The sequence below is a fragment of the Enterobacter cancerogenus genome (assembly GCF_019047785.1).
GTDB lineage: Bacteria > Pseudomonadota > Gammaproteobacteria > Enterobacterales > Enterobacteriaceae > Enterobacter > Enterobacter cancerogenus.
Genome location: NZ_CP077290.1, coordinates 1,910,625 through 1,936,028 on the forward strand (window position 1 = coordinate 1,910,625; position 25,404 = coordinate 1,936,028).

The 25,404-nt window shown below is 56.5% G+C and carries 22 protein-coding genes and 1 pseudogene; 7 read left to right on the forward strand and 16 right to left on the reverse strand.

Features of this window, described 5'->3' with window-relative positions:
* Positions 1-33: 33 nt before the first annotated feature.
* From kefC to I6L58_RS22915, 3 genes are all read right to left on the reverse strand, one after another.
* The gene (gene kefC, locus I6L58_RS08955) at positions 34-1,899 is read right to left on the reverse strand and encodes a glutathione-regulated potassium-efflux system protein KefC (protein WP_058609661.1); all 1,866 of its coding nucleotides are present in this window, start codon (positions 1,897-1,899) and stop codon (positions 34-36) included.
* Positions 1,892-2,422, reverse strand: coding sequence for a glutathione-regulated potassium-efflux system oxidoreductase KefF (gene kefF, locus I6L58_RS08960; protein ID WP_088208847.1), 531 nt, complete (start codon positions 2,420-2,422; stop codon positions 1,892-1,894). Before kefF ends, kefC begins: the two co-directional genes overlap by 8 nt.
* Positions 2,423-2,774: 352 nt before the next feature.
* Complete coding sequence (locus I6L58_RS22915) at positions 2,775-3,032, reverse strand: hypothetical protein (RefSeq protein ID WP_254082154.1); 258 nt, start codon at positions 3,030-3,032, stop codon at positions 2,775-2,777.
* A 124-nt stretch (positions 3,033-3,156) separates the two neighbouring features.
* On the opposite strand from I6L58_RS22915, the gene I6L58_RS08965 reads away from it, so the two are divergent.
* Positions 3,157-5,751, forward strand: coding sequence for an autotransporter family protein (locus I6L58_RS08965; RefSeq protein WP_254082155.1), 2,595 nt, complete (start codon positions 3,157-3,159; stop codon positions 5,749-5,751).
* 49 nt (positions 5,752-5,800) lie between these two features.
* On the opposite strand, the gene I6L58_RS08970 is transcribed toward I6L58_RS08965, so the two are convergent.
* The 5 genes from I6L58_RS08970 to I6L58_RS08990 all read right to left on the reverse strand — a co-directional run bounded on the left by I6L58_RS08970 (position 5,801) and on the right by I6L58_RS08990 (position 12,978).
* Complete coding sequence (locus I6L58_RS08970; RefSeq protein WP_006173922.1) at positions 5,801-6,034, reverse strand: YgdI/YgdR family lipoprotein; 234 nt, start codon at positions 6,032-6,034, stop codon at positions 5,801-5,803.
* A 140-nt stretch (positions 6,035-6,174) separates the two neighbouring features.
* On the reverse strand, positions 6,175-9,399 hold the full coding sequence (carB, locus tag I6L58_RS08975; RefSeq protein WP_006173924.1) for a carbamoyl-phosphate synthase large subunit: 3,225 nt from the start codon (positions 9,397-9,399) through the stop codon (positions 6,175-6,177).
* An 18-nt stretch (positions 9,400-9,417) separates the two neighbouring features.
* Positions 9,418-10,566, reverse strand: a complete 1,149-nt coding sequence (gene carA, locus I6L58_RS08980) for a glutamine-hydrolyzing carbamoyl-phosphate synthase small subunit (protein ID WP_088208846.1) — start codon at positions 10,564-10,566, stop codon at positions 9,418-9,420.
* Positions 10,567-11,020: 454 nt separating this feature from the next.
* On the reverse strand, positions 11,021-11,842 hold the full coding sequence (gene dapB, locus I6L58_RS08985; RefSeq protein WP_088208845.1) for a 4-hydroxy-tetrahydrodipicolinate reductase: 822 nt from the start codon (positions 11,840-11,842) through the stop codon (positions 11,021-11,023).
* A gap of 128 nt (positions 11,843-11,970) precedes the next feature.
* A complete protein-coding gene (locus tag I6L58_RS08990; RefSeq protein WP_006173931.1) occupies positions 11,971-12,978 on the reverse strand; it encodes a LacI family DNA-binding transcriptional regulator in 1,008 nt (335 codons plus the stop codon).
* Positions 12,979-13,165: 187 nt separating this feature from the next.
* Between I6L58_RS08990 and I6L58_RS08995 the strand changes: the two genes are divergently transcribed.
* The 5 genes from I6L58_RS08995 to I6L58_RS09015 are packed head-to-tail and all read left to right on the forward strand — an operon-like array spanning position 13,166 to position 17,473.
* Positions 13,166-14,911, forward strand: coding sequence for a class I mannose-6-phosphate isomerase (locus I6L58_RS08995; RefSeq protein WP_088208844.1), 1,746 nt, complete (start codon positions 13,166-13,168; stop codon positions 14,909-14,911).
* Positions 14,912-14,913: 2 nt separating this feature from the next.
* Entirely contained in the window at positions 14,914-15,342 is a 429-nt protein-coding gene (locus tag I6L58_RS09000) for a PTS sugar transporter subunit IIA (RefSeq protein WP_088208843.1), read from the forward strand.
* Between the two features lie 10 nt (positions 15,343-15,352).
* On the forward strand, positions 15,353-15,847 hold the full coding sequence (locus I6L58_RS09005; RefSeq protein ID WP_006173940.1) for a PTS system mannose/fructose/N-acetylgalactosamine-transporter subunit IIB: 495 nt from the start codon (positions 15,353-15,355) through the stop codon (positions 15,845-15,847).
* A gap of 10 nt (positions 15,848-15,857) precedes the next feature.
* A complete protein-coding gene (locus I6L58_RS09010; protein WP_088208842.1) occupies positions 15,858-16,655 on the forward strand; it encodes a PTS mannose/fructose/sorbose/N-acetylgalactosamine transporter subunit IIC in 798 nt (265 codons plus the stop codon).
* A complete protein-coding gene (locus tag I6L58_RS09015) occupies positions 16,655-17,473 on the forward strand; it encodes a PTS system mannose/fructose/sorbose family transporter subunit IID (RefSeq protein ID WP_006173945.1) in 819 nt (272 codons plus the stop codon). The genes I6L58_RS09010 and I6L58_RS09015 overlap by 1 nt, the downstream gene beginning before the upstream one ends.
* Positions 17,474-17,510: 37 nt before the next feature.
* On the opposite strand, the gene I6L58_RS09020 is transcribed toward I6L58_RS09015, so the two are convergent.
* From I6L58_RS09020 to I6L58_RS23020, 8 genes and pseudogenes are all read right to left on the reverse strand, one after another.
* Positions 17,511-18,281, reverse strand: coding sequence for a glucose-6-phosphate isomerase family protein (locus tag I6L58_RS09020; protein ID WP_006173947.1), 771 nt, complete (start codon positions 18,279-18,281; stop codon positions 17,511-17,513).
* Entirely contained in the window at positions 18,274-18,837 is a 564-nt protein-coding gene (locus tag I6L58_RS09025; RefSeq protein ID WP_088208841.1) for a glucose-6-phosphate isomerase family protein, read from the reverse strand. Before I6L58_RS09025 ends, I6L58_RS09020 begins: the two co-directional genes overlap by 8 nt.
* A gap of 137 nt (positions 18,838-18,974) precedes the next feature.
* Positions 18,975-19,925, reverse strand: a complete 951-nt coding sequence (gene ispH / locus I6L58_RS09030) for a 4-hydroxy-3-methylbut-2-enyl diphosphate reductase (protein ID WP_006173954.1) — start codon at positions 19,923-19,925, stop codon at positions 18,975-18,977.
* 1 nt (position 19,926) lies between these two features.
* Positions 19,927-20,376, reverse strand: a complete 450-nt coding sequence (gene fkpB, locus I6L58_RS09035) for an FKBP-type peptidyl-prolyl cis-trans isomerase (protein ID WP_006173955.1) — start codon at positions 20,374-20,376, stop codon at positions 19,927-19,929.
* A 118-nt stretch (positions 20,377-20,494) separates the two neighbouring features.
* Positions 20,495-20,995 carry a signal peptidase II gene (lspA, locus tag I6L58_RS09040; RefSeq protein ID WP_006173956.1) on the reverse strand — a complete coding sequence of 167 codons (501 nt, stop codon included), beginning with the start codon at positions 20,993-20,995 and terminating at the stop codon, positions 20,495-20,497.
* Positions 20,995-23,811, reverse strand: a complete 2,817-nt coding sequence (ileS, locus tag I6L58_RS09045) for an isoleucine--tRNA ligase (RefSeq protein ID WP_058609652.1) — start codon at positions 23,809-23,811, stop codon at positions 20,995-20,997. The genes lspA and ileS overlap by 1 nt, the downstream gene beginning before the upstream one ends.
* A gap of 45 nt (positions 23,812-23,856) precedes the next feature.
* Positions 23,857-24,783 carry a bifunctional riboflavin kinase/FAD synthetase gene (ribF, locus tag I6L58_RS09050; RefSeq protein WP_088208840.1) on the reverse strand — a complete coding sequence of 309 codons (927 nt, stop codon included), beginning with the start codon at positions 24,781-24,783 and terminating at the stop codon, positions 23,857-23,859.
* Between the two features lie 7 nt (positions 24,784-24,790).
* A pseudogene (locus I6L58_RS23020) lies at positions 24,791-25,010 on the reverse strand (DUF2575 domain-containing protein).
* 101 nt (positions 25,011-25,111) lie between these two features.
* On the opposite strand from I6L58_RS23020, the gene rpsT reads away from it, so the two are divergent.
* A complete protein-coding gene (rpsT, locus tag I6L58_RS09055; protein ID WP_003856458.1) occupies positions 25,112-25,375 on the forward strand; it encodes a 30S ribosomal protein S20 in 264 nt (87 codons plus the stop codon).
* Positions 25,376-25,404: the final 29 nt, after the last annotated feature.

Genomic DNA, 25,404 nt, shown 5'->3' on the forward strand with positions numbered 1-25,404 from the left:
AAGAAATTTTTTAATATTGCTGGCAACTCCACTTCACGCGGACGGTTTACTCTCCGGTTCATCCTGCGGATCGCCGGTATGCTTGCCCTCTTCCGTGCCTTGCCAGCCGTGACGCTGGGTCAGGGAGAGGTGGTTGCGGTCTTCGTTGATGATTTCCGTCAGCATCGCGCTGGTACGTTTAAATACCGCCGCGCGTTCAGTGTCCGTACTGCCCGCCATCTCAACCATCTCTTCCACCATCCCGGTATTGAACCGGCGGAAAAGATCGGCACGCTCGCGCGCTTCATAGGCTCCCAGACCAAGACTTTCCAGCGCCATGCGGCCCGATTTCAGCGCGCCTTCGAACGTTTCACGCTCTGGCGCAGCCACCCCGGCCTGGCGCAGCTGAATGTAGTGGTCGACGTCACGGGCGCGGGCAATAATGGTCAGGTTCGGGAAGTGTTCTTTTACCAGTTCAACCATCTGCAGGCTGGTCTGCGGATCGTCAATGGCGTTGATCAGCACCTCCGCCCTTGCCGCACCGGCAGACTCCAGCAGATCGACCCGGGTCGCATCGCCGTAGAAGACCTTCATGTCGAATTTACGCAGGGTCTCGACGTGATCGGGGTCATGATCGAGGATCACCATCTTTACCCCGCTCGACAACAGCAGACGTCCGGTGATCTGCCCAAAACGGCCAAAACCGGCGATGATCACACGCGGCTGCTCCTCGTCGATCTCATCCGCCTCGCGTTCCTGCTCGCTGCCCGATTTTTCCAGACGCGTCAGCAGCACCAGCAGGATTGGCGTGGCCGCCATCGACAGCGCCACGGCAAGCGTCAGCGCTTTCGCCCACTCAGGATCGAGGACATTGGCCATCCGGGCCGCGCCAAACACCACAAAGGCGAATTCGCTGCCCTGCCCCAACAGCACGGCAAACCAGCGGCGCTGTTTATTGGGCACCTTCAGCGGACGGGCGATCAGCCACAGCATCGCCATTTTGATGACCAGGAAACCCACCAGCAGAATGATGATTCGCAGCGGATGCGTGACCAGGGTGCCGAAGTCGATCGACATACCCACCCCGATGAAAAACAGCCCCAGCAGCAGCCCTTTAAACGGCTCAATATCGCTTTCCAGCGCATGTCGGTACTCGGAGCTTGCCAGCAGTACGCCCGCGAGGAACGCGCCCATCGCCATCGACAGCCCGGCCTCCTCCAGCAGCAGGCCAAAGCCAAACACCAGGAACAACGCCACGGCGCTGAAGACTTCGCGCAGGCCCGAGCGGGCAACAAAGCGCAGCAGCGGACGGGTGACGTATCGACCAAGCAGGATCACCAGCGTCAGCGCAGCGACGACTTTAAGCGCCGACAGGGCAAATGCGCCCAGCGTCGTTGATGCGCCGCTGGCGGCCAGCAGCGGGATCATCGCCACCAGCGGAATAGCGGCAATGTCCTGGAACAGCAGCACCGAGAACGCGCTGCGTCCCATCTGAGAGACCGTCAGGTTGCGTTCGTTCATCGCCTGCATGGCAATGGCCGTCGAGGAGAGCGCCAGGGTCATGCCAATCAGCGCGGCCACTTTCCAGTCCATTCCCAGCACGATACAGAACCCGCCGAGCAGCAGGCCGCAGGCCACCATCTGCAACGCACCGCCGCCAAATACCGATGCGCGTAATTTCCAGAGGCGCTGCGGATCCAGCTCGAGGCCAATCACAAACAGCATCAGCACGACGCCAATTTCAGCGAAGTGAAGAATCGACTCGGCATCGGTGACCAGGCGCAGCGCCCACGGCCCGATGACGCAGCCCGCAATCAGATAGCCCAGCACGGACCCTAACCCAAGGCGCACCGCCACGGGCACAATCAGCGCCGCCGCGCCAAGGTATATCAGCGCCTGTATCAGCGTATGGCTATCCATTTTGCGTCTCCTGCCACTCAAGTAAGCTTTGTTTATAATGACGGGCCTGCGCCTGCAGCGTTTCATCGTCGCAGACAAAGGTACAGTGCATCGCAAATGGCGGGAGCCAGTTCATTCCACAATACAGCGCGGTTGCCTGTAGCGGTTGTGCCAATACGTCAAAGCCCGGGAAAGCCCCAATATCAAAATGACTTTCCCCCCCGCCGGTCGTTACGGCCCACATCAGGCTTTTACCCTTGAGAGCATTAGCGTTGTGGCCGTATGCCCAGCCGTGGGAGAGGACTTTATCGATCCACAGCTTCAGAAGCGGCGGCGTGCTGTACCACTGCATCGGGTGCTGCCAGATAATCAGATCGGCACGCGACAGCGCCTCCTGTTCGGCGGCAATATCAATATTAAAGTCGGGGTAAAGTTGATAGAGAGAGCGGATTTCCACTCCGTCGAGGCTCCCTGCCTGTTCAAGCATCCTTTTGTTCGCATGTGAATGATGCGGATAAGGATGCGCATAAATAATCAAAATCATCGATGGGCCTGTTTTCACTTTCTTCTTGTCTGGTAGCAGTGAGTGTAGACAGTTACGTTGGCAGCCGAAAGAGCGTAAAGGCGGTACTGAACAAAAAGGCAAGTATTGCCACCCGCGGCTTCCAGCCCCTTTCCACCCTGGAGAGTCCCCTTTTAATGTATTGATTAAATGAATTAATTAATGGTTAATGATCATTAGCATCAACATATTTAGATATATTAAAAAGCATATTTAATAAAATAAAGTATACATAACACATTGAAAAAATAATAATTTTGCGTTTCTTCCCCTAACCCAAACTATTCTACATGTAAAAAGACTGGTTTAATTCATTCGCCTATCGTCTTTTCTTTCAAATGGATGTGCACATGAGTAATAAATATTTTGTATTAAACAGGACCACGATAACCCTGGGGAAAATATTCCCTGCCCTGCTGATATTCACTCCGATGATGGCCTCAGCAGGTACGATCGACCAGTCCACTTCTGTCCCGCAAGAATTCAACATCGACTCTGAATATATTATCAATAAAGATGTTACCATTTCTTCTTCTGGCGCATCAGCTGCAGTAAGCGCCACAGGCATTGCTGTTACCTCGATAAAGAACATGGGTAATATCTCAGGAACCGGCAATGGGCTAGATATTGATACTGGCGCTCAGAGACTTGTTGTAGAAAATAAGTCTGCTGCAACGATCTCCTCTACTAACGGAAATGCCGTCAATGTTGTCTCCATGCAAGGCGATATTATTAACGGAGGAAACATTACCGGTTTCGAAAAAGGGATACTCATTGGTGAGGCATCCTCTTCTGTTAATATCAAAAACACCGCAACGGGACTTATTAAAGGAAAAACAGGTTTAAGTTCTGAAGTGGGTATAGCGGCCAATAACGAAGGAAGTATTATTGGTACTGAGGGTGATGGCATTGCTTTAAATGGGGGCAATACAAAATTCACTAATACAGGAACGGTTCAGGGAAGCCAATACGGCATCAACGTGACCGGCGACGCAAAGGTTGATATCCATAACAGCGGTATCCTGGGGGGTAGTTCAACTGCCGTCATGTTCGCCAGCAATAAAAACAACACCCTGGTACTCGATACCGGCTCGTCACTGACGGGCGATGTCATCTCCACCGTTTCTACCGGTAACACCCTGACGTTTGTGGGCACAAGCACCGAAGACAGCAATTTTGTCGGCCTCAATGAAGGCGACGGCTTTGCCTCCGTCAAAATGAACGGTGAAAGCTGGGCGCTGTCGGGCGATCTCGATATTATCGGCTCTGGCGATGCCCTGCAGGTCAACAGCGGTAATTTAATCCTGACTGGCGATGTCGATAACAGCGGCAATACGCTGGTGGCTCAAAACGCCACGCTGCAGCTGGGTAACGGCCAGGATACCGCCACGCTGAGCGGTGGCCTGACCAACAACGGCACCCTCATCTTCAATCAGGGCAGCGATTTCACTTACGCTACCGACATTACCGGCAGCGGCAACATTGAAAAAGCGGATGCCCAAACACTGACGCTTACCGGCAAAAACACCTATACCGGTAATACGGTTTTACACAGCGGCACCACGCTGGTTACGGCTGGCGCACAGCTCGGTGTGCAGGGCAGTAACGCCACCGTCACCATCGAAAATGGCGCAACCTTTGCGTCTGCCGGACAAGTCAACGACAACATCGATATCCTGAGCGGCGGTACGCTGGCCGCGTGGAACGCGGTTCAGGGTAACGCCACCCTGAGCACGTCAGGCGTTGATACCATTAATGGCAACGTAACCAATAGCGGCACAGTTCTGCTGAGCGCAGCCAACAACAGCGTGGGCAATAACTTCGTCATTAACGGCGACTATACCGGCTCTGCCGGCAGCCAGATTGTGATGAACAGCGAACTGGGTGCTGATAACGCCCCGACAGACCACCTCACCATTACCGGCAGCAGCTTCGGTCAGTCTGGCGTGACCGTCAGCAATATGGGTGGCCTCGGCGCGCAAACCGTTAACGGTATGGAGATCGTCAGCGTCGGCGGCAGTTCTGAAGCTCAGCTGACGCTGGCGAAACCGGTGGTTGCAGGCGCATACGAATACAACCTGTATCAGCACAGCGACGGCAACTGGTATCTGGAATCGAAAGCCACCCCGTCTGACGATCCGGCGGATGATACCGATGGCGGGGATAAGCCAGATGATGGCGGCAATAAACCTGACGATGGCGGTAATACCGACGGTGGTGGCAATACCGACGACGGCGGTAACACCGACGGTGGCGGCAATACAGACGACGGCGGCAACACCGATAACGGTGGTAATTCCGATAACGGCGGCAACACCGATAACGGTGGCAATTCTGACAACGGCGGCGATACCGATAACGGTGGAAACGCTGCGCCAGAAGTGATGGCACCGGAAGTTGGCGCATACCTTGGCAACTACCTTGCCGCGCAAAGCATGTTCCTGCATAAACGTGACGACCGCGATCAGATCACCTTCCGCAACGAAGAAGATCTGAACACCTGGATGTACGTCAAAGGCCGTTATCACGAAAACGATGCTGGCGGTGACAAGGTTAACTATGACACCACCACCACCGTCCTTCAGGTGGGCAGCGATTTCATGAGCAAGCCGATGGACAACGGCATTCTGCGTGCCGGGGGTATGTTCGGTGCAGGCCAGGCGAAAACGCACTCCGACGCCAAACACAACGTCCGCGATGCGCAGGGTAAAGTGGATGGCTTCAACGTTGGGCTGTATGCGACCTGGCAGGAAGATCAGAAACTGCGTCTGGGCAACTACATTGATACCTGGGCGGCCTACAGCTGGTACAACAACAAAGTGACCAGCAATCGTAACGACGAAGATTACGATAGCGAAGGCTTTGCTGCCTCTGTCGAAGTGGGCCACGCGTGGATTATCGCGTCAGAGAACGAGCGCACCTGGAAAATCGAGCCGCAGGCACAGGTGATCTACAGCTATCTGGATCAGGAGAACCATACTGACCGCGATGGCGTACGCGTTACCACGCTGGATAACGATACCTTCTTTGGTCGTCTCGGTGTTAAATCGAGCTATTTCCAGCAGAAAGACGTGAAGGCATGGCAGCCGTACGTTGCGGTTAACTGGCTGAAAGGTGCGGGTCAAAACGATCTGGCCTTTAACGATGAAACCGTCAGCAACGATACGCCAGACGATCGTGGCCAGTTAGAGCTGGGCGTGACCGGCAACCTGAACGACACCACCACGATTTCGCTGCGCGCCAGCGGCGAATGGGGTGAGAACAGCTATGCCGCTTACGGCGGTCATATCCTGCTGAATCACCGCTGGTAATCACTTACCGCAAAATGCAAAAAGCCGTGGCTCTCGCCACGGCTTTTTTTTAGTTATCCAGTTCACCCATGGATTTAACCTGGTCACGGTTAATCTGTTCGGTTTGGCCCGTCTCAGCGTTTTTATACGATACCAGCCCCGTGTCATCATCCACCTGCGGCTTGCCGTCGGTCACGATGGTACGGCCATCGGTGGTTTTCACCGCCTGGTTAGACGAACAACCCGCAACGGTAAACAGTGCAGTGGCAGCCAAAAAAGACGTGATAAGGAGTTTATTGCGCATGGTGTTTCCCCTGCTTGTCAGTTGAATGTAATTAACGTCCTGTTAATTCTAGGCTAACTGACTGAATGCGGATGGAAAACCAGATGGTTCCTAATAGGGGGGATAATGCCCGGCAGGCGAATGCTGCCGGGCTGGCTTATTTACTTATTAATCTGCGCGTGCATTTCCTGCACCGAAATCACCTTCTCGGTGGCATCCGCGTTCAGCGCCATCGCCGTCGCGAAACCGCCGTTCAGGGTGGTGTCGTAATGCACTTTGTACTGCAGCGCGCTGCGGCGGATCAGCTTGGAGTCTTCAATCGCCTGGCGGCCTGCGGTGGTGTTGATGATGTAGGTGTATTCGCCATTCTTGATACGGTCCTGAATGTGCGGACGACCTTCATGCACCTTGTTCACCAGACGCGGGTTGATACCGGCTTCACCCAGCACAATCGCCGTTCCGTGGGTCGCATCCAGCTCGAAGCCCTGTTTCAGCAGCTTGGCGGCCAGGTCGACCACGCGCTCTTTGTCACCTTCACGAACGGAGAGCAGCGCACGGCCCGATTTCTTCATGGTGGAGCTGCTGCCCAGCTGTGCTTTGGCGAACGCTTCTGCGAAGGTACGGCCCACACCCATGACTTCCCCGGTAGAGCGCATTTCTGGCCCTAACAGCGGGTCAACGCCCGGGAATTTGTTGAACGGCAGCACCACTTCTTTCACCGAGTAGTACGGCGGGATGATCTCTTTGGTCACGCCCTGCTGCGCCAGCGTCTGGCCCGCCATCACGCGCGCCGCCACTTTCGCCAGTGGGATACCGGTCGCTTTTGACACGAACGGGACGGTACGCGCCGCACGCGGGTTCACTTCAATCAGGTAGACTTCGTTGTCTTTCACTGCGAACTGGACGTTCATCAGGCCGCGAACCTGCAACTCAAAGGCCAGCTTCTGCACCTGCTGGCGCATCACGTCCTGAATTTCCTGGCTCAGGGTGTAGGCTGGCAGAGAACACGCCGAGTCTCCGGAGTGCACGCCCGCCTGCTCGATGTGCTCCATAATGCCGCCAATCAGCACCATTTCGCCGTCGCAGATGGCGTCGACGTCCACTTCTACCGCGTCATCCAGGAAGCGGTCGAGCAGAACCGGCGCATCGTTAGAGACGCTTACCGCCGTCTGGAAGTAGCGGCGCAGGTCGGCTTCGTCGTAGACGATCTCCATTGCGCGGCCGCCCAGCACGTAGGATGGGCGCACCACCAGCGGATAGCCAATCTCTTTCGCCTTCTCCACCGCCATTTCAATCGCGGTCACGGTGGCGTTAGCCGGCTGTTTCAGCTTCAGACGGTCAACCGCCTGCTGGAAACGTTCGCGGTCTTCGGCGCGGTCAATCGCATCCGGGCTGGTGCCGATGACCGGTACGCCTGCTGCTTCCAGCGCGCGTGCCAGTTTCAGCGGAGTCTGGCCGCCGTACTGCACGATGACGCCCTTCGGCTTCTCGATGCGCACGATTTCCAGCACGTCTTCCAGGGTGACCGGCTCGAAGTAGAGGCGGTCAGAGGTGTCGTAGTCGGTCGAGACGGTTTCCGGGTTACAGTTGACCATGATGGTCTCGTAACCGTCTTCGCGCAGCGCCAGCGAGGCGTGGACGCAGCAGTAGTCAAACTCAATGCCCTGGCCGATACGGTTAGGACCGCCGCCCAGTACCATGATTTTATCGCGGTCGACGGACGGGTTCGCTTCGCATTCGTCTTCATAGGTGGAGTACATGTAGGCGGTGTCGGTGGAGAACTCCGCCGCGCAGGTATCCACGCGCTTGTAAACCGGGTGCAGGTCATACTGGTCGCGCAGCTTGCGGATTTCCGCTTCGCGCACGCCTGCAAGCTTAGCCAGACGCGCATCAGCGAAGCCTTTACGCTTCAGCATGCGCAGGAAGTCAGCGTCCAGGCCGTTGATGCCAAGCTCTGCCACTTTCTCTTCCAGACGCACCAGCTCTTCAATTTGCACCAGGAACCAGCGGTCAATGTTGGTGAGGTTGAACACGCCGTCGACGGACAGGCCCGCACGGAAGGCATCGGCGATGTACCAGATACGCTCAGCGCCCGCGTCTTTCAGCTCGCGGCGGATTTTGGTCAGCGCTTCAGGGTCGTCGAGGCTCACTTTCGGGTCGAAACCGGTGGCACCGACTTCCAGGCCGCGCAGCGCTTTCTGCAGGGATTCCTGCTGCGTGCGGCCAATCGCCATCACTTCACCCACGGATTTCATCTGGGTGGTCAGGCGGTCGTTCGCACCGGCGAATTTCTCGAAGTTAAAACGTGGAATTTTGGTCACAACATAGTCGATGGACGGCTCGAAGGACGCAGGCGTGCGGCCACCGGTGATGTCGTTCATCAGCTCATCGAGGGTGTACCCCACAGCCAGCTTCGCCGCCACTTTCGCAATCGGGAAGCCGGTAGCCTTGGAGGCCAGCGCGGAAGAACGAGACACGCGCGGGTTCATTTCGATAACAATCAGACGGCCCGTTTTCGGGTTCACCGAGAACTGCACGTTAGAGCCGCCGGTTTCCACGCCGATTTCACGCAGTACCGCCATCGAGGCGTTACGCATGATTTGGTACTCTTTATCGGTCAGCGTCTGGGCTGGCGCAACGGTGATGGAGTCGCCGGTGTGGATCCCCATCGCATCGAAGTTTTCGATAGAGCAGACGATGATGCAGTTGTCGTTTTTATCACGCACCACCTCCATCTCGTACTCTTTCCAGCCAATCAGCGACTCGTCAATCAGCAGCTCTTTGGTTGGGGAGAGATCCAGGCCGCGCTCGCAAATCTCTTCAAACTCTTCGCGGTTGTAGGCGATGCCGCCGCCGGTGCCGCCCATGGTGAAGCTAGGCCGGATGATGCACGGATAGCCCACGTCAGCCGCCACGGCCAGCGCCTCTTCCATATTGTGCGCAATGCCGGAACGCGCGGTATCGAGGCCGATTTTCTTCATCGCCACGTCGAAGCGGCGACGGTCTTCTGCTTTATCAATCGCGTCGGCGGTGGCACCAATCATGGTCACACCGAACTCTTCCAGCACGCCCTGACGCTCCAGCTCCAGCGCGCAGTTCAGCGCCGTCTGGCCGCCCATGGTTGGCAGCACCGCATCCGGGCGCTCTTTTTCGATGATCTTACGTACCACTTCCCAGTGAATCGGCTCGATATAGGTCGCATCGGCCATTTCCGGGTCGGTCATGATGGTCGCCGGGTTGGAGTTCACCAGGATAACGCGGTAACCCTCTTCGCGCAGGGCTTTACACGCCTGCGCGCCGGAGTAGTCAAATTCACAGGCCTGGCCGATAACAATCGGGCCAGCGCCGAGGATCAGGATGCTTTTTATGTCTGTACGTTTTGGCATGGTCTTCTCAGCTCCTGATTATTTAGCGGTCTTACGGTAGTGCTCAATAAGTTCGATGAAGTGATCGAACAGCGGTGCGGCATCGTGCGGGCCAGGGCTGGCTTCCGGGTGGCCCTGGAAGCTGAAGGCTGGCTTATCGGTGCGATGAATACCCTGCAGGGTGCCGTCGAACAGCGATTTGTGCGTCACGCGCAGGTTGGCCGGCATGGTCGATTCATCCACTGCAAAGCCGTGGTTCTGAGCCGTAATCATCACCGTGTCGTTATCAATGTCTTTCACCGGGTGGTTGCCCCCGTGGTGGCCGAACTTCATCTTGACGGTGTTCGCCCCGCTCGCCAGCGCCAGCAGCTGATGGCCGAGACAGATGCCGAAGACCGGAATGTCGGTTTCAAGGAAGGCTTTGATGGCGTCGATAGCGTAGTCGCACGGTGCCGGGTCGCCCGGGCCGTTGGAAAGGAAGATACCGTCCGGGTTCATCTTCAGCACCTCTTCGGCGGAGGTTTTCGCCGGGACGACCGTCAGGCGGCAGCCGCGGTCCACCAGCATGCGCAGGATGTTGCGCTTGGCACCGAAATCATACGCGACAACGTGGAATGGCAGCTCGCTCTCCTGTTTCGCTTCCGGCAGGTCGCCTTCCAGTGTCCAGCTCCCCTGGGTCCAGCTATAGGCTTCTGCGGTCGTCACTTCTTTCGCCAGGTCCATGCCGTTCAGGCCTGGGAAGGCTTTTGCTTTTTCCAGCGCCAGCGCCGCATCGAGGTTATCCCCTGCGATGATACAGCCGTTCTGTGCGCCCTTCTCGCGCAGCAGGCGCGTTAATTTACGGGTATCGATATCAGCAATCGCCACGATGTTATGGCGCTTCAGGTAAGACGAGAGGTCTTCAGTGTTGCGGAAGTTGCTGGCAATCAGCGGCAGGTCACGAATGACCAGACCTTGCGCATGTACCTGAGAGGATTCTTCGTCAGCCGCATTGGTGCCGACATTGCCGATATGAGGATAAGTAAGAGTAACGATTTGGCGAGAATAGGAAGGATCAGTGAGGATTTCTTGATAACCGGTCATTGAAGTATTGAAAACGACTTCCCCAACCGCCGAACCCGTTGCCCCTATGGCCCGACCGATAAACTGGGTTCCGTCTTCCAGAACCAATAGCGCTGACTTAATCAAAACACCCTCCAGAGAATATTCACTCACTTTATTTGCATATTAATTCATAACCACGTTATGAAGCAATGCAAATGTGTTGCCAGCGGATTTTTGGCAAACGGCGGCATTCTGGGGATTTGGTGGCTAAAAGTCAACTTAAAACGGATATTTTACTTAGTCTTTTGCAGGCCTGGTGGCTGAAATGCAGAGTAAGCGGCGAAAAGATCAGGCAAATCACTGTAGGAAACGCTTGCGGGAGGCGTTAAATTGAAATGAGCGCTCAACGCGATAAAAAAGTGGACCAAATGGTCAAAATTTACAATTCAATAACGAATAAACGAAGGTAAACGCATTCTTTTATGGATTAAGCATATTAAAATCCACCAAACAGGTAAAATAAAAGGGCAATAAAATATTGCCCTATGCAATCAATAAGTTACGACTACAATAACCACATCACGAAGGGTAATAATGCTTACAAATTGTTAAGATCCAGCACATCACGCATATCAAAAAGACCCTTATCCTTTTCTTTTAACCACAATGCGGATCGAACGGCACCGTTGGCAAAGGTCATGCGGCTTGAGGCTTTGTGAGTAATTTCAACGCGCTCGCCAATATCGGCGAAGATCGCCGTATGTTCACCGACGATATCCCCCGCACGGACGGTAGCGAAACCAATCGTGCCCGGTACGCGTTCACCTGTGTGGCCTTCACGCGCATAGACCGCGCAATCCTTCAGATCTTTATCCAGCGCCTGGGCAATCACTTCGCCCATCGCCAGCGCGGTGCCGGACGGGGCATCGACTTTGTAACGGTGGTGCGCTTCAACGATCTCAATGTCGGTATAGTCGCCCATCACTTTTGCCGCCTTCTCAAGCAGCTTCAGCATGACGTTTACGCCCACGCTAAAATTCGCCGCAAAGACAATCGCAATATCGCGCGAGGCATCCTGAATAGCCTGTTTACCGGCATCGTCAAAACCGGTGGTACCAATGACCATTCCTTTGCCGTGCTTACGGCAGAACGCCAGATGGTTCAGCGTGCCTTCCGGGCGCGTGAAATCAATGAAGACGTCAAAGTCATCTTTTACTGCCTCAAGGCTGCTCTGCACGGTGACGCCCGTCTTCCCTGCCCCCGCCAGCTCACCCGCGTCGGTTCCCAACAGCGACGAGCCTTCACGTTCCAGCGCCGCGCCAAGCGCCACGCCATCCAACTGAAGTGCCGCCTGAATAAGCTGGCGACCCATACGTCCACCCGCGCCCGCTATAGCGACACGGATCTGTGCATCATGCATAGTTATTCTCTTACGTTAAAATGATGTAAATCGTTTTCAGAGTAACCAGCCCTCACGAAGGCTGCCACTAAAAACGCCCATAATTAGAAATTAATGTGAAACCGCAGCCGATATCAGTAAAAGACATACTAACTGAAACCGCATGATTCTCTGATCACCAGGGCAGGCGGCAGAATGATACGTTTCGGCGGCTCGTTATTGCCCTGAATTCGGCTGTAGAGCAGCTCTCCGGCTTTACGACCTATCTCTTTTGCCGCCACCGATACAGTGGTGAGCGCAGGCTGAACCAGCGCCGCCTCGGTGATATCGTCAAACCCCACCAGGGCAAAATCACGCCCGACCTCGCGCCCCATTTTACGCAGCGCCTGCATCACGCCGAGCGCGACGATATCCTGATAACAGACCGCGGCGGTGATCGCCGGGAACTGGCGGAACAAACTCTCGGCTACCCGTGCGCCGTCGCTTTGGCTCGCCAGGCTGGGGACAATCCATCGCGGGTCCGCTGAAAGACCTTTTTCGAGCAACTTACTGGTAAAACCGCCAATACGCTGGGCACGCGTACCGGAACTCTGGCTCCCGCCGATAAAGGCAATATGCCGGTGTCCCAGGGCGAGCAGATGCGCGGTCGCCATCTGGGTGCCAAGAAAGTTGTCGGTACCGACAAAGTCGAAATCCGGATCGTTAACGGGCCGCACCACCATAATGGCGGGAATATTGCGACGCTTGAGGCTCTCAAAAAACGTCTGTGGCGTTTCGCGGGCCGCGCACAGCACCATACCGCACGCGTTATTACGCATCAGCGAATCGACAAACTTTTGCTGTCGCTCACCGGACTCTTCACTGTTCGCCAGAAACAGCAGCATCTCGTGACGCTCAATCTCATGACTCAGCCCGGCCGTCATCTCGCCGTAAAAGGGGTTAGTAATATCGTGCAGAAGCAGCCCGACCTGGTTGCTGCTGCGGTTTCGAAGATTCGCCGCCGTCTGGTTATAGACATAACCCGCGTCATCCAGCGCTTTTAATACTCTTTCACGGGTGGCTTGCGAGATCCGCCCCCGGTTTCGCAAGACCATCGACACCGTGGCGGTCGACACGCCTGCTCGTTCAGCGACCTGCGCCAGCGTTACAGTTGTCATTGTTCCTCCCTTATTCTTCACAGATTAATCGAATAACCTGTTTTTTGTCTAATTCCCTGTGAAGCGGTTCACACTCCCCGCCTTAAAACCGCCTTTCCTCGCCATTTTGCCAGGTTAATCGCGTTAACCACTCTTCCATCGTAAGGTTAATCGATTAATCTTGTTTCAACGACAACGGAGTGAAACGATGACTTATCCCCCTTATAACAAACATCCTGAAGTCTCTGTTCGGGGCTTTGACGCTCACGCATGGCGTGGGTGGAACGACATTATTACGGCGCTTAACACCAGGGTCCTGACGTCCCGGAAAACCGTGCTGGTTATCGATTGCTATCCTGGCGTCCGTCTGGAGGAGCTGGAGCGTAATGTGCTTGCCCGGTTCGGCAACGCAGTGCGGATAAACGTCGAAACGGCCCGCCGCGACGAGCACACGCTTAGCGAGATGCTGGCCCGCAACCTGACGGATGACCGCGTGTTTGGCGTGCTCTCCTGCCACCAGCTCGCCGAGTTTTTTGATGCCGAAGCATTAACGGCCCTGCAAAAGCAGGTGGCCGAGGCGGCGGGACTGGTGATTGTGTATGGCTCCGGTGCCGCTCTGGTCCATCCGGGCGATGTGCTGGTGTACGCCGATATGCCGCGCTGGGAAATTCAGCAGCGCATGCGCGCAGGCGAGCTGGGTAACTGGGGTATTGAAAACCTCACTGAAGATATGCTGCGCCGGTATAAACGCGCCTTTTTCGTTGAGTGGCGCGTCTTTGACCGACACAAAACGCCGCTGCTCAAGCGCTGTGATTTCCTGCTTGATACCACCCAGGCCGACGCACCGGCCATGGTCAGCGGCGAGGCACTTCGCGCGGGGCTTAAGCAGACCACACAGCAGCCGTTCCGCGTTGTCCCCTTCTTTGATCCCGGCGTCTGGGGCGGCCAGTGGATGAAACAACGATTCGATCTCGATCCAGCGAAGCCTAACTACGCATGGTGTTTTGACTGCGTGCCCGAGGAAAACAGCCTGCTGATGCGGTTTGGCGACGTTCGGATCGAGATCCCCTCCATTGATGTCGTTCTGTTGCAACCGCGCGCGCTGCTGGGCGAAAAGGTTCACGCCCGCTTCGGGGCCGAGTTCCCCATCCGCTTTGATTTTCTTGATACCGTCGGGGGGCAGAATCTGAGTTTTCAGGTGCATCCGCTGACGGAGTACATTCAGCAGCAGTTTGGCATGCATTACACCCAGGATGAGAGCTACTACATTCTCGACGCCGAGCCGGGGGCCGTGGTCTATCTCGGCACCCAAACAGGCACCCGGCCTGAAGCGATGATGGACGATCTGCGCCAGGCCGCGCGGGGCGAAAAGCCGTTCGACGATGCACGCTTTGTGAATCAAATCCCCGCCAAAAAACACGATCACTTTCTCATCCCGGCCGGAACCGTACATTGTTCAGGTGCCGGCACCATGGTGCTTGAGATCAGCGCCACCCCGTACATTTTCACCTTTAAGCTCTGGGACTGGGGCCGCCTGGGTCTTGATGGCTTACCGCGCCCGGTTCACCTCGATCACGGCGAGCAGGTTATCGACTGGCAGCGCGATACCCAATGGGTAAATGACCACCTGGTCAACCGGATTGAACCGGTGGCGGAGGGTGAAGGCTGGCGTGAAGAACGAACCGGACTGCACGAACGTGAATTTATCGAAACACGCCGCCACTGGTTTAGCGGCCCGGTCGTTCACCACACTGAAGGCGGCGTCAACGTGCTTAATCTGGTTGAGGGCGACGAAGCGCGCGTCGACAGCCCGAGCGGCGCGTTTGAACCTTTCGTCGTGCATTACGCAGAGACGTTTATCATTCCTGCCGCCGTAGGGGAATACCGAATCACACCGTGGGGCAAAGGCTCAGGCCAGCAGCTCGCCACCGTTAAAGCCTGGGTCAGGGGGTAAGCATGATTAACATCATTGTGGCCTCTCACGGGCCGATGGCAAACGCGATGCTCGACAGCGCCCGCATGGTTTACGGCGATCTGCCCTACTGCTATGCCGTTACGCTCACCGGTGAGGCGGGAATTGAAGGCTTTAAGCAGAACTTTGCCCGCGTGCTGGCTCAGGCCTCACAACACGCAGAGGGTGTACTGGTGCTGTGCGATATGCAAAGCGGCACGCCGTGGAACGTCGCCAGCAGCGCCGCCTTTTCGCCAGACACCACGCCGCCGGTGGCGGTGCTGGGCGGGGTAAATCTGCCGATGCTGCTGCAAACCGATGAGATCCACGCGCTTGCCGACGTGGACGCCGCGGCCAGCCTGCTGCTGGCGCTCACCCAACCCACGCTGGTGGTAGCTGCTCCCGCTTCTGCCGTGCAATCCGACGACTTTTGAGGACTCCACTATGAGCATTTCTTTTGTACGCATCGATGACCGCGTGATCCACGGGCAGCTCATCACACGCTGGGCCAAAGAGCTGCCCTGCGACGGTATCGTGGCCATTGACGACGCCGTGGCGGCCGATCCCCTTCTCTCTTCCGTCATGAAAGGTGCCGTCTCCGACACCAAAGTCTGGCTTTTTGATACCGCAACGGCGATTGAAAAATTGCCGAAGGTCATCGCCAGCGACAAGCGCTATTTCGTTATTGGCAAATCGCCCCTCACCCTGCAGCGCATTGAACAGGCCGGTATCAGCCTGAAAAACAGTAACGGCAAAATCAACGTTGGCCCGATGAGCGCCCGCGCGGAGACCACCACTATTGGCCCGAACCAGTCGGTCAACGCAGAGGAGATCGCGGCGTTTGACTGGCTTAACGCTCAGGGGCATCTCATTGAATTTCGGCTGGTACCGGATGCCAGCAGCTACAGCTGGCAGGATGCCCGGCAAAAGCTGAAATAAGGAGCGAATGATGATTATCGAAGCGGCATTAATTGGCGTGCTCTGTTATCTGGGCGCGCTGAGCAGTCCCTGGCTGCTGGGCCTAACCGGCGGCTGGTATTTGATCACCCGCCCGCTGGTGTCAGGCATGCTGGTGGGCATTATCCTTGGCGATATTAAGACCGGGATCATGATTGGCGTGGCGGTGCAGGCAGTCTATATCGCCATGGTGACGCCGGGCGGGTCGATGCCCGCCGACCTGAACTTTGTCGCCTACCCGGCCATTGCGCTGGGTATTCTGTCGGGTAAAGGCCCGGAAGTGGCGGTGGCGCTGGCGGCTACGATCGGCATTGCCGGGACCATTCTGTTTAATATGATGATGGTGCTGAACTCCTTCTGGAACCATCGCGCGGATAACGCCCTTGAGCGCGGCGACGAGCGGGGGATCTATCTGAACAGCGCCATCTGGCCCCAGGCGACCAACTTTATTCTGCGTTTTGTTCCGACGTTCATTGCCGTCTACTTCGGCGCGCAGTATATCAGCGGCATCATGGACAGCCTGCCAGCCGTGGTGCTGTCTACCATGAACGTTTTAGGTGGGATCTTGCCCGCCGTCGGTATCGCTATCCTGCTCAAGCAGATCATCAAAGACTACAGCATGCTGATCTACTTTCTGGTGGGCTTCGTCTGCATCGTTTTCCTGAAGCTCAACATGGTTGCGCTGGTCATCGTTGGCGCGCTGCTGGCGCTGATCCACTATAACTACAAACCGGAATCCGCAAAGGCCGTCGCCTCTGCGCCGGTCGTCGATGACGAGGACGAATTCTGATGGAAGAACGTAAACTGACCCGTAAGGATCTGCGCCGCTGCTGGCGAGCATGGATGATGCACAACCTGTCGTCGATGAGCTTTGAGCGCCTTGAGTCATTCGGATTCTGCCTGAGCATGCTGCCGGTCGCCAAAAAACTCTACCCGGACGCCGACCAGCGGCGGGAAATGCTGCGTCGCCACGCCTCTTTCTACAATACCGAGCCGCAGATTGGTGCCATTGTTAACGGGATGGCGCTGGGCCTTGAAGAGAAAAAGGCCAACGGTGAGCCTATCGATGGTGAGACGATCAATACCCTCAAGGTTGGCCTGATGGGGCCGATCGCCGGGATCGGCGATTCGATGATCCCCGGCATGTTGATCCCTATTCTGCTCAGCATCGGTATGGCGCTGGCGGCAGGCGGTAACGCCCTGGGACCGTTGTTCTACATAGTGGCCTGGCTTGCCATTATCATACCTGGCTCCTGGTTCTTGTTCCTGAAGGGTTACCAGATGGGATCCGGTTCTGTTGAAATGCTGGTGAGCAGCAAATCGACCCGCCTGCGCGAAGCGCTGTCCCTGCTGGGTGTTTTTGTGATGGGTGGCGTCGCGGCAAGCTATGTGAAGCTGGGCACCGGGCTGGAGTTCATCACCAAAGATGGGGTTAATATCCATGTTCAGCAGATGCTCGACGGGATTTTCCCGCAGCTGCTGCCGCTGGTGGTGGTACTGAGCACCTGGTACCTGATGGCGAAACGCGGTGTGTCACCGGTTAAGGCGATGCTGCTCCTGCTGGTCCTGGCTGCCGCTGGCGTGGCGTCGGGGCTTTTTGCCGGATAATGCTTGCGATAACCGGGGCCAACTGGCCCCGGTTTTTTTATGGGTGAAAATTCTGCCACAGCGCGGCGACTTTATCGGGCCGGGAGATAAACTGAAAGCGCGCCGGATCGGCAATAAACTGCTGGTAAATGGGCTCCGCAGTAATACCAAACTCATCATACCGACGCGGCGTGATGACCTGTAACCGTCCCGGCGCATAGCGTGGGTTATGCTGCCAGACGACCTGCCGGTCCTGCATCAGCGGATACCAGGCCAGCCCTTTATGGGCCCGCACGGCCTCGTACTCAAAACCATATTCCCGGTCGCACCAGGCGCCAAACGTCAGCGGAACATCCGGATCGGCGGAGAGTGTGGCATGGCCCCAGCCCGGTGGAACCAGCACCTTCTCGCCTTCGTGAGCGATCACGGCAAAGCAGCGGCCCGGATCGTTTTCAACCCGCTCCTGCATATAAATAATGGCGGTCCCCTGCCAGATCTCATACAGCTCTGGCGGCGACCAGCCGCTGTGCTGGCTGATGCGATGAACATGCCCCTGGCTGCGCACGGGCTCGTCGCCAAGCTGTCCGGCGGCATAGGTCACCACGCCAAACAGCAGCATCCGTTTGCTCAGCTCATCCCTGTCCTGCATTCGCGCCACGTCCATCGCAATAGCGTACACCTCTTCCGGCCCCTGACAGTCCGGATCGCGCAGCGACGAGCGGATCTGATCCAGACGGCGGATCTCCGGCATCGGGCCTGTGACCTCTTCTCCGTATGAAAAGCCGAGCGGCCGATGATGTATCTGCATATCCAGCCCGTAATTAGCCATGCTGCACCTCACGCACCAGGATGTCGCCGTCCACCTCCGTCACCCTCAGCGCAAAACCCTGCTGAAGAGCCGCATAATCATGCCCGGCGACTGTCGGCCAGACCGCCAGCGCGGAGAGTACCTCCGTGCCGGTGTTAATCAGACGATGTGCGGTAAAGCCGGGAATGACGTGTACCGAACCGGCGTTCACGGGTTCCAGCCACGCCTTGCCGCTCTCTGATTGCAGCAGCAGCAATCCCGTCCCGCGCAGCCCGAGATAGACTTCCCCCTGCTCCCGGCGCGCGTGGAAGTGGCCGCGGGTCATAAAGAATTCATTGCCGACTTTTCCGGGCTGAAGATGGGTTACGCCAGTGAACAGGCTGCCTTCGACCGTCTTACCGTCGAGGATTTCAACGTCGTAAACGGGCCGTTGCGGGTCGCCGTTCTGCCAGGCGTCAGTGCAGGCAAACACGCCAGCCAGATCGGCAATGCGCGTCGTTTTACGCAGGATATGACCCTGCGCGAACGCGCCGGTCTGCCAGTCCACCTGCGGTGGCTGGATAATGTCAGGTTTCATATGTGTCTCCGGCCCGAGGAGAAAAGCCTGAAAAGCATAGCAGATTAATCGATTAACCTTGTGATGCCGTGCCGGAATTGCGCCGTGGATCAAAAAAGCCAGGCACCGGGCCTGGCTTTGCATTCATTAAAACTCAGTTACTCGACTTCGCGCGCATCGATACGCAACTCTTTCGGCACTTCGAAGACAATGTTCTCTTCGCGTCCTTCCAGCGGAACCGCTTCGCCGCCGCCGAGTTCCTGCAGTCGGGTAATGACATTCTGCACCAGGATATCCGGCGCGGAAGCCCCGGCCGTGACGCCAACACAGGCTGCATTTTTCACCCACGCTTCCTGGATATCCGTCGCGTCGTCGATCAGAAACGCCGCTTTCCCCATACGCTGGGCCAGCTCGGCCAGACGGTTAGAGTTAGAGGAGTTTTTCGAACCGACCACCAGCACCACATCCGCCTGTTCAGCCAGCGCGCGCACCGCTTCCTGACGGTTGGTGGTGGCGTAGCAGATATCATCTTTACGCGGCCCGACGATCTTCGGGAAGCGCTGACGCAGCGCGTCAATCACGTCTGAGGTGTCGTCCACGGAGAGCGTCGTCTGGGTCATAAACGACAGCCGGGCTTCGTTTTTGACGTTAAGCGTCAGCACATCGTCCGGCGACTCGACCAGATACATGCCCCCTTCCGGGTTACTGTACTGGCCCATGGTGCCCTCGACTTCCGGGTGGCCCGCGTGACCAATCAGAATCGACTCTTCACCGCGACGGCTGGCGCGCGCCACTTCCATATGCACCTTGGTCACCAGCGGACAGGTTGCATCGAAAACGGTCAGTTCACGGCTTTTCGCTTCGTTACGCACCGCCTGGGACACGCCGTGGGCGGAGAAGATCAGGATCGCGCCGTCCGGCACTTCGCTGATCTGCTCGATAAAGATGGCACCGCGCTCGCGCAGGCTGTCGACCACGTAGCGGTTATGCACCACTTCATGACGCACGTAAATTGGCGCGCCGTAAATTTCCAGCGCGTTTTCAACAATGCTGATAGCGCGGTCTACACCGGCGCAGAAACCGCGCGGGTTAGCCAACAGGATCTGCATTTCAGGCCTCCAGTGCCGGATCGATCTCCAGCACTTCTACATCAAAATGAACGGTACGCCCGGCAAGCGGATGGTTGAAGTCGACGGTGATAGAATCGCCGTTGATTTCACGGATCACGCCAGGCATTTCGCTGCCGTCCATAGCGGTAAAGAGCATGATAGCCCCGATTTCCGGCTCGCCCGCGTCCATAAACTCACGGCGCGAGAAATACTGGATCAGGTCCGGGCTTGGCACGCCAAACGCCGCATCCGGCTCCAGCGAAAAGACCTTCTTCTCGCCCTCTTTCAGGCCCAGCAGCTGTTGCTCAAGACCTTCAGACAGTGAGGTATCGCCAAGACGGAACAGGGCAGGTTTGCCGTTGTTACGGGTAGACTCGGCCGTTGAGCCATCGTCCAGCTTCAGCGTGAAGTGAACGAGGACTGCGCTGTTGCTCTGTACGGATTTAGACATGCACATTGCTCGCTTGTTTTGGGGTGCCTGTTTGCCGGGTGGCGCTTCGTTTACCCGGCAAACAGGAGGCCACAAATTTTATAGGCCGGAATCGCTGCACGCGACCCGGCATTAATGCTTACACCTGCTCTTTCGCGGCCGGTTTCGGCAAGAAGCCTTCCAGCACGATTAACGCCGCACCGACACAAATTGCGCTATCGGCCAGGTTAAAGGTGGCGAAGTGCCAGTCGCCGACGTAGAAGTCGATCATATCGACCACGAAGCCGTGCCACAGGCGGTCAAACAGGTTGCCTAACGCACCGCCAATGATCAGCGCGTAGGCGATGTTATTCAGCTTCTGCGTGGCCTTTGAACGGTACATCATCACCGCCAGCACCACGCAGATACCCATTGCGATACCCGCGAAGAACCAGCGCTGCCAGCCACCGCTGTCAGCAAGAAAACTGAACGCCGCGCCGTAGTTGCGCGCGTAATGCAGATTAAGGGACGGGAACAGGGAAACCGTCTCCCCCAGAGCGAAGTTCTGGAGGATCAGGAATTTGCTGCCCAGATCGATAATCAGCACCACCACAACCAGCCACAGCCAGCGCAGTCCTGTTGAACTTAATGGTTTACTCATCAGGCAAACTTACGTTTTTCGCCATCACCGGCGACGTTGCTGACACAGCGTCCGCAGATTTCTGCGTGTTCCGCCACCTGGCCGATATCGGTGGTGTAATGCCAGCAACGCGGGCACTTCTCACCGTCGGCTTTGCTCAGCGCGACTTTCAGCCCTTTGAGCAGTTCACTCTGCTGTGCATCAGCAGGCGCCCCGGCATAATCCGCAACTTTCGCACCGGAGGTCAACAGGACAAATCGTAATTCATCGCCCAGCGCCGTCAGCTTGGCCGCCAGCTCAGGTTCTGCGTACAGGGTCACTGTCGCTTCCAGAGAGCCACCGACTTTCTTATCAGCACGCGCCTGCTCGATAACCTTGTTCACTTCGCCACGCACTTTCAGCAGTTCGTCCCAGAAGGCATCGTTCATCGCTTCGGTGCTGGAGAGATCGAACAGACCTTCGTACCACTCGCCGGTGAAGACATACTTCTCGCGGTCGCCCGGCAGGTAGCCCCAGATCTCGTCTGCGGTGAAGGACATGATTGGTGCCATCCAGCGCACCAGCGCTTCTGCGATGTGGAACAGCGCAGTCTGGCAGCTGCGACGCGCCACGCTGTCCGCTTTCGCGGTGTACTGGCGGTCTTTGATGATGTCGAGGTAGAACGAGCCCATCTCGATGGAGCAGAAGCGCATCAGGCGCTGCACCACTTCGTGGAAGTCGTAAGACTCGTAGGCTTTCAGGATATCTTCCTGCGCGGCTTTCGCACAGCCAACCGCCCAGCGGTCGAGAACCACCATCTCTTCCGGTTTCACCATGTCTTTCGCCGGATCGAAACCGTTAAGGTTCGCCAGCAGGAAGCGCGCGGTATTACGGATACGACGATAGCTGTCGGCGGCACGTTTCAGGATTTCATCAGAAACGGCCATTTCACCGGTGTAGTCGGTTGATGCCACCCACAGACGCAGAATGTCCGCGCCCAGTTTGTTCATCACGTCCTGCGGAGAAACGGTGTTGCCGATAGATTTGGACATCTTACGGCCCTGGCCATCGACGGTGAAACCGTGAGTCAGTACCTGGCGGTATGGCGCTTTACCTTTCATCGCGGTGGAGATCATCAGCGATGACATGAACCAGCCGCGGTGCTGGTCAGACCCTTCCAGATACATATCGGCGGCGTGACCGGCAAACTCAGGACGCACGTCCACAACGGAAGAGTGGGTTGACCCGGAGTCGAACCACACGTCCAGGGTATCAGGCACTTTTTCGTAGTTGTCTGCGTCCGCGCCCAGGATGTCGCGGGCGTCGAGATCCCACCACGCCTGAATACCGTCAACTTCGACGCGCTTCGCCACTTCTTCCATCAGCTCCAGCGTATTCGGGTGCAGCTCCTGCGTCTCTTTATGCACGAACAGAGACATTGGCACGCCCCAGGTACGCTGACGGGAGATACACCAGTCAGGACGGTTAGCCACCATGGATTCGATACGCGCCTGGCCCCAGTCCGGGATCCACTGCACGCCTTTGATCTCTTTCAGCGACTGCGCGCGCAGGCCTTTCTGATCCATGCTGATGAACCACTGCGGGGTCGCACGGAAGATGATAGGCGTCTTGTGGCGCCAGCAGCACGGATAGCTGTGCTGCATTTTCTCAACGTGCAGCAGCGCGCCGCTGGTGCGCAGGATGTCAACGATGATGTCGTTGGCTTTAAAGACGTTGATACCGTCCAGCGCCGGGTAGGTGCCAGGCAGGTACGAGCCGTCCGGACCCACCGGGTTAGCGATTTCCAGACCGTATTTCAGGCTGATGTTGTAGTCGTCAGGACCGTGGCCACCGGCGGTATGCACCGCACCGGTACCGGCGTCCAGCGTCACGTGATCGCCCAGGATTGCAGGCACATCGAAATCGAGGAACGGGTGTTTGAAGCGCATCAGTTCCAGCGCATCCCCTTTCACAGTGCCCAGCACGGTGTACTCGGTGATGTTCGCACGCTTCAGCACGCTCTCCACCAGATCTTTCGCCAGGATTACCGCGCGGCCATCAATCTGCACCAGCGCGTAGTCGAACTCGCTGGAGAGGGAGATCGCACGGTTGGCTGGCAGGGTCCACGGGGTGGTGGTCCAGATCACCAGCGAGATCGGGCCGTTTACGCCAGGCAGACCGAATTTACCTTTGATGGCATCCTGATCGACCGCTTCGAAAGCGACGTCGATAGATGGCGAGGTTTTGTCGTAATACTCAACTTCCGCTTCAGCCAGCGCAGAACGGCAGTCCACGCACCAGTGCACTGGCTTCGCGCCTTTATGCAGGTGGCCGTTACCGATGATTTTACCCAGCGCACGGATGATGTTGGCTTCGGTTTTGAAATCCATGGTCAGGTACGGGTGCGACCAGTCGCCCAGTACGCCCAGACGGATAAAGTCAGCACGCTGACCGTCAACCTGAGTGGCGGCGTATTCGCGGCATTTCGCGCGGAATTCAGCGGCGGTGAATTTCTCGCCTGGTTTACCGAACTCTTGCTCAACTTTCAGTTCGATCGGCAGGCCGTGGCAGTCCCAGCCCGGAACGTACGGCGAGTCGAACCCCGTGAGGCCTTTAGACTTCACGATAATGTCTTTCAGAATCTTGTTAACCGAGTGACCAATATGAATGCTGCCATTCGCATAGGGAGGGCCATCATGCAGAATGAAGGTTTTTTTGCCTTTTTTGGCTGCACGAATGATGCCGTACAGGTCATCATCGGTCCAACGCGCCAGCATTCCCGGTTCGCGCTTAGCGAGATCGCCGCGCATCGGGAACCCTGTTTCCGGCAAATTCAGGGTTGATTTAAAGTCACTCATCAGATTCTCGGTTCCGTATTTATCACGTAGGCATTAAAGCCGGTTTTATAGCCCAAAAAACTCACGGGCCGTCAATTCATCTCGCGCAATTTGCGCTTTTAGTTCATCCAGCGAGGCAAATCGCTGTTCGTTGCGTATCTTTTTACGCAGTATCACATCTATATGGCGACCGTAGAGGTCCATTACAACGTCCAGGAGGTGTACTTCTAACTGTTGACGCACACCGGCGACAGTAGGACGCGTGCCAATGTTAGCGACGCCGTAAAAGGGCTTATCGCCAAGGCCAGTCACTTCCACCGCGTAAACCCCTTTTACCGGGGAGACCTGGCGGCGCAGCGGGATATTCGCCGTCGGGAAGCCGATGGTACGCCCAAGCGCATCGCCATGCACCACACGGCCTGAAATGGTGAACGGATGCCCCAGCAGGTTTGCTGCTGTCTCCAGTTCGTCATTAGCCAGCGCCTGGCGAACCGCCGTGCTGCTGACGCGAACGCCGCCTTCGCAGAACGTCATGGCGCTGGTGACGTCAAACCCGTACTCCAGGCCAGCCTTCTGTAATAGCAAGAAATCACCCTGACGACCAGCGCCAAAGCGGAAATCATCGCCCACGGCGAGAAACTGCACGCCAAGCTGCTTGACCAACAGGTCGCTGACGAAGTTTTGTGCTGTCAGCGCGGCAAAGCGACGGTCGAAACGTACGCACAGTACGTAGTCCACGCCAGACTCGGCCAGATAGCGCAGCTTCTCGCGAAGGCGAGTCAGGCGGGCAGGAGATTTTTCACCTGCAAACAGCTCCAGCGGCTGTGGCTCGAAAATCATCACTACAACGGGCAGGCCACGCGCCTCCCCTTCTTTACGCAATCCCTGCAACAGCGCCTGATGACCACGATGCACGCCGTCGAAATTACCAATGGTCAGCACGCACCCGTGCGGGGCTTTGCTGAGATTATGTATGCCGCGTATCAGCTTCATGTCTGGCTCAAAACAGTGAAAATCGCCAAAGTATACCTTGTACAGCGATTAAGGTTAACCGGCGATTGTTCACGCAAAACAGAAAGCCGTAATGATTTCATCATGCTGACCTTTCACAGCAAAAAAATCTGCCTTAGAGGTGCTTTTTTTTCTGCCGAAAAGCTGTATTCGCACGAGACAAGCTGGTAGAATCCTGTGCCATCACTACGTAACATAGCGTCGCTCATTAACGGCGCTTATTTGCACAAATCCATTGACAAAAGAAGGCAAAGAGGGCATATTCCTCGGCCTTTGAATTGTCCACATAGATCATATTTGGGAGTTGGACTTGGCTAATATCAAATCAGCTAAGAAACGTGCCGTTCAGTCTGAAAAGGCTCGTAAGCACAACGCAAGCCGTCGCTCTATGATGCGTACTTTCATCAAGAAAGTATACGCAGCAATCGAAGCTGGCGACAAAGCTGCAGCGCAGAACGCATTTAACGAAATGCAACCAATCGTGGATCGTCAGGCTGCTAAAGGTCTGATCCACAAAAACAAAGCAGCGCGTCATAAAGCAAACCTGACCGCGCAGATCAACAAACTGGCTTAATCGCTACTTGTTGTTGCTTGTTTAAAGAA

What these genes read in the sequence shown, in the direction of transcription:
- ispH (WP_006173954.1), bottom strand. Translation starts at nt 19,925, where the DNA reads ATGCAGATCCTGTTGGCTAACCCGCGCGGTTTCTGCGCCGGTGTAGAC.
- I6L58_RS08965 (WP_254082155.1), top strand. Translation starts at nt 3,157, where the DNA reads ATGCAAGGCGATATTATTAACGGAGGAAACATTACCGGTTTCGAAAAA.
- I6L58_RS09000 (WP_088208843.1), top strand. Translation starts at nt 14,914, where the DNA reads ATGATTAACATCATTGTGGCCTCTCACGGGCCGATGGCAAACGCGATG.
- I6L58_RS08970 (WP_006173922.1), bottom strand. Translation starts at nt 6,034, where the DNA reads ATGCGCAATAAACTCCTTATCACGTCTTTTTTGGCTGCCACTGCACTG.
- I6L58_RS08995 (WP_088208844.1), top strand. Translation starts at nt 13,166, where the DNA reads ATGACTTATCCCCCTTATAACAAACATCCTGAAGTCTCTGTTCGGGGC.
- I6L58_RS09020 (WP_006173947.1), bottom strand. Translation starts at nt 18,281, where the DNA reads ATGGCTAATTACGGGCTGGATATGCAGATACATCATCGGCCGCTCGGC.
- kefF (WP_088208847.1), bottom strand. Translation starts at nt 2,422, where the DNA reads ATGATTTTGATTATTTATGCGCATCCTTATCCGCATCATTCACATGCG.
- I6L58_RS08990 (WP_006173931.1), bottom strand. Translation starts at nt 12,978, where the DNA reads ATGACAACTGTAACGCTGGCGCAGGTCGCTGAACGAGCAGGCGTGTCG.
- kefC (WP_058609661.1), bottom strand. Translation starts at nt 1,899, where the DNA reads ATGGATAGCCATACGCTGATACAGGCGCTGATATACCTTGGCGCGGCG.
- carB (WP_006173924.1), bottom strand. Translation starts at nt 9,399, where the DNA reads ATGCCAAAACGTACAGACATAAAAAGCATCCTGATCCTCGGCGCTGGC.
- I6L58_RS09005 (WP_006173940.1), top strand. Translation starts at nt 15,353, where the DNA reads ATGAGCATTTCTTTTGTACGCATCGATGACCGCGTGATCCACGGGCAG.
- ileS (WP_058609652.1), bottom strand. Translation starts at nt 23,811, where the DNA reads ATGAGTGACTTTAAATCAACCCTGAATTTGCCGGAAACAGGGTTCCCG.
- I6L58_RS22915 (WP_254082154.1), bottom strand. Translation starts at nt 3,032, where the DNA reads ATGTTCTTTATCGAGGTAACAGCAATGCCTGTGGCGCTTACTGCAGCT.
- ribF (WP_088208840.1), bottom strand. Translation starts at nt 24,783, where the DNA reads ATGAAGCTGATACGCGGCATACATAATCTCAGCAAAGCCCCGCACGGG.
- fkpB (WP_006173955.1), bottom strand. Translation starts at nt 20,376, where the DNA reads ATGTCTAAATCCGTACAGAGCAACAGCGCAGTCCTCGTTCACTTCACG.
- I6L58_RS09025 (WP_088208841.1), bottom strand. Translation starts at nt 18,837, where the DNA reads ATGAAACCTGACATTATCCAGCCACCGCAGGTGGACTGGCAGACCGGC.
- lspA (WP_006173956.1), bottom strand. Translation starts at nt 20,995, where the DNA reads ATGAGTAAACCATTAAGTTCAACAGGACTGCGCTGGCTGTGGCTGGTT.
- dapB (WP_088208845.1), bottom strand. Translation starts at nt 11,842, where the DNA reads ATGCATGATGCACAGATCCGTGTCGCTATAGCGGGCGCGGGTGGACGT.
- I6L58_RS09010 (WP_088208842.1), top strand. Translation starts at nt 15,858, where the DNA reads ATGATTATCGAAGCGGCATTAATTGGCGTGCTCTGTTATCTGGGCGCG.
- I6L58_RS09015 (WP_006173945.1), top strand. Translation starts at nt 16,655, where the DNA reads ATGGAAGAACGTAAACTGACCCGTAAGGATCTGCGCCGCTGCTGGCGA.